Source organism: bacterium (genome assembly GCA_040753085.1).
Classification (GTDB): domain Bacteria; phylum UBA9089; class JASEGY01; order JASEGY01; family JASEGY01; genus JASEGY01.
The window spans coordinates 1-3281 of record JBFMHI010000219.1 but is presented as its reverse complement, the minus strand read 5'-3'; the positions used below and the strand labels follow the sequence as shown (position 1 = coordinate 3281).

The 3281-nt window shown below is 50.2% G+C and carries 4 protein-coding genes; 1 reads left to right on the top strand and 3 read right to left on the bottom strand.

The annotated features are described in order from the left end of the window. The first annotated feature begins 125 nt into the window (after window positions 1-125). Window positions 126-266 carry a hypothetical protein gene (locus tag AB1797_13730; protein MEW5768646.1) on the top strand — a complete coding sequence of 47 codons (141 nt, stop codon included), beginning with the start codon at window positions 126-128 and terminating at the stop codon, window positions 264-266. Here the strand turns inward: AB1797_13730 and AB1797_13725 are convergent. From AB1797_13725 to AB1797_13715, 3 genes are all read right to left on the bottom strand, one after another. Continuing rightward, on the bottom strand, window positions 243-1688 hold the full coding sequence (locus tag AB1797_13725) for a Ni/Fe hydrogenase subunit alpha (protein MEW5768645.1): 1446 nt from the start codon (window positions 1686-1688) through the stop codon (window positions 243-245). The genes AB1797_13730 and AB1797_13725 overlap by 24 nt on opposite strands. A gap of 4 nt (window positions 1689-1692) precedes the next feature. Further along, complete coding sequence (locus AB1797_13720; protein ID MEW5768644.1) at window positions 1693-2622, bottom strand: methyl viologen-reducing hydrogenase; 930 nt, start codon at window positions 2620-2622, stop codon at window positions 1693-1695. A gap of 242 nt (window positions 2623-2864) precedes the next feature. Continuing rightward, window positions 2865-3074, bottom strand: coding sequence for a hypothetical protein (locus AB1797_13715; protein MEW5768643.1), 210 nt, complete (start codon window positions 3072-3074; stop codon window positions 2865-2867). Window positions 3075-3281 lie beyond the last annotated feature (207 nt).

Here is a 3281-nt window from a genome sequence, read left to right as displayed (position 1 = left end):
TGTCCGTTCCGTAGACGGACAACCACAAGGGTTGTCCCTACAGCCTAAGGACAGACCCGAATCACGGACACGGCTCACGGATTTTCCGTGTTTCATCTGTGTGCATCTGTGGCTGAACGGTTACCTTGATTCTTTATCAGCATCGAGGATCGAGCATCGAGCCTCGAGGATCGAAAATCGAGGATCGAGCATCGAGCATCGAGCCTCGAGCCTCGAGGATCAAGCCTCGAGCCTCTTTTCCTTTAGCCGTTTTCGAAGGTGTCTAAAATCTCTCCCTGGTGATCAAGGATGTCAACCTTGACGGCCATCGTCCCATCTAAGTTGTGAGTAGCACAGGAGAAGCAGGGATCATAGGCGCGGATAGCCATCTCAAGACGGTTGCATATTCCCTGATCATATTGACCGTTCTTAATCAGGCTTTTGGCCGCCTGCTTGACCGACATATTGATCGGCGCATTATTGTGGGTGGTACCTACGATGATGTTGACCGCCGTGACCATCCCCTCATCATCGGTAGTGTAATCATGGATGAGGGTCCCTCTGGGGGCCTCAACTACAGCCACACCTCGGGCTACCCGAGGGGTGACCTTCTTTCGAATATCGATCGAGGTGATATCCGGATCAGCTAATAACTCAATGGCCCGCTCAGCGGCATAGAGAAGTTCAATCAACCTGGCCCAGTGGTGTAGAAGGGTCAATTGAGCAGGACGACCAAATGAGGAACGAAATTCCTCAAGCTCGGCCTGGGCTAAAGGTGTGGTGATCTTATCCACTACATTCACCCGGGCCAGAGAATTTACCCTGTATATCCCTACCGGATTATCCAGATCCATTGAGAAACCGCCAGCCTTCTTCCAATAGGGGAACTTGAGATAGCTCCAGGGCTCCACATGCTCGGCGATGTAGTCCAAGTAGTCGGCCACCCCGAAATCCTCATAGCTCCCATCCTTATTCATCATCCGTAGTTTCCCATCATAGAAGTTCATCGCCCCACCATCACTGATCGTCCCTAAGAATCCAGTCTCGATAACCCCTAAGGTCTTGACCGTATCTAAGTATGTGGGGAAGATGTTCTTCTTGGCAAAGTCGATGCTGAACTTGGCAAACTCTAAGCACTGGTTGGCCATCTCCTTAAGCTGGGTCCTCTCTTCCGCGCTAATCGGCTTACTCCAGCCGCCAGGACAGGCCGCATCTGGATGGATGGCCTTACCCGCCATAATCTGGGTCATCATCTGGCCGGTATACCTTATCCTAACTACCTGCTTGGCAATGTCTGGCACCTTGCCCACCACCCCGATGACATTTCTGACGGCATAGTCAGCATCCGGCCCCATAACGAAGTCAGGACCAGAAAGGATGAAGAAGTGGAGGGTATGGGAATGGATGAAATGGGCCATATAGGCCAGCTCCCGGATCTTCTTGGCCGCTTGTGGGATATCCACCCCAAAGACGGCATCGGTCGCCTTGGCACTGGCCAGGTGGTGGGCCCAGGGGCAGACCCCACATATCCGCGGGGTAATCCTCGGTAATTCCTCTACCGGTCTTCCAATGCAGAATTTCTCAAAGCCGCGCAGTTCTACCACGTTTACCCGGCTGTCGGCCACATTGCCCTGATCATCAAGCTGGACGGTGATCTTGGCGTGCCCCTCAATTCTTGATACGGGTGCAAGTCTTAGCGTCTTTCCCATCTTTTCACCTCCTTCCCATACTGGGTCTTAAACGATTTTGGGCCCCAATAAATCGGTTAAAGGTTGGGACCCTGTCGGGGATCTCTCTCGGGTTAAGCCCAATAGATGACAAAGCGCCCATCATATCCACCATCGGATTGGCCCCCTCCCGTATGGGGCCGAAACATCCCCGACAGGGCATATAGGCCTTGATGCATCTTGGGACCTTCTCAGATCCACCGCAGCCAGACCGGGTGGCCGGGCCCTGGCAGAAAAAGCCTTGTTCCATAAAGCAGCGGACCTCTTGCAAGGGTTGGCCGGGGATAAACTCAACCGACTCTAATGGCCTCTTAATAAAAGTCACCGCCTTCTTCTCCCGTTTTAAAGGGCATTCATCGCAAACAGAGCGTTCCTCTAACTTGAACTCTTTGCCCTCTAATAGACAGGTCAAAGCCTCGGCCAGCATCTCGGGCGGGGTTGGACATCCGGGAATCTTTAGGTCGACCTTGACCACCTCGCTGACAGCATAGACCCGGTCCTCAAGGCCAGGGATTTCATTAGTAGGCATAGGGGCGGCATCGGTACTGGGTGTATCCTGATAGACGACCTTGGCAATCTCAGCTACAGTGAAGAGATTGTTCATTCCAGGGATTCCACCATAGTTAGCACAGGACCCTACAGCAATTAGTGTTTTGCACTTTTTACGCATCTCTTCAGCCACATGGCGATTCTCCTTGTTGTGCACACTCCCTGAAATGAGTCCCACATCGGCCTCGGGGATCTCAAGCCCCTCTTGTTCGCCTGTCTGACCATAGTATTTGTGGTCCATAATGACCGGCATATGGACAAACTCCAGACTGGGTAGAAGATCGAGCAAGGGCATACCCACATCAAGCAGAGTTACCTCACAACCGCCGCACGTGGCCAGCCATTCTTCAGCAACTCTAACGGCCATTCTTTCACCTCCTTTGAATTTTGTGAATGCTCTCGGATAAAATTGAGCGTTGATTTTATTAATCTTTACACACCGCGAACCTTTCCTTCGCCCCTGCGGGGCTTAATTTCCAATTCAATCTTCCGTAGGTTAAAACCTACGGCTAAATTCCTCTGCACCTTCGGTGCATAAATTAATTACATTATCTTTCGGATAAAATCTGTTTCTGCTCTGTCTTATCCGAAAATCTTCTTTTGTTCCTCTTACACCGGAGGTGGTCCCTCGACCACCACCTCGGTTACCACCCTCCTCGTATAGAGAAGGTATTTACCTTCCTCCTCGACCATTTTGGTCTCGAAGTTGTTGGCCTGGTATCTTTGCATCACCTCCTTTGCCTCTTCTTTTGTCTCATAGATCTTGCCATCCCACATAAATTTCTTATCATCAAACCTTCTGGATAGTCCTGGCTTCATAACCTTACCTCTAAAGATAAATTTACCACTGGGTTTTTTAACCTAAGTTTTGCACGAAATCGAATCTATCGTCTTTCTTTTTTTGTAACTACTCAGCCTCTATATAGTAGCCTTACCTAGCGAAACCACAACATATTGTGTTTAGGTGTTTAAAAGTTAGCTAAAATTCCTAAAAAACGGCTTTCTATGCAACCTATAAAAGGAGAC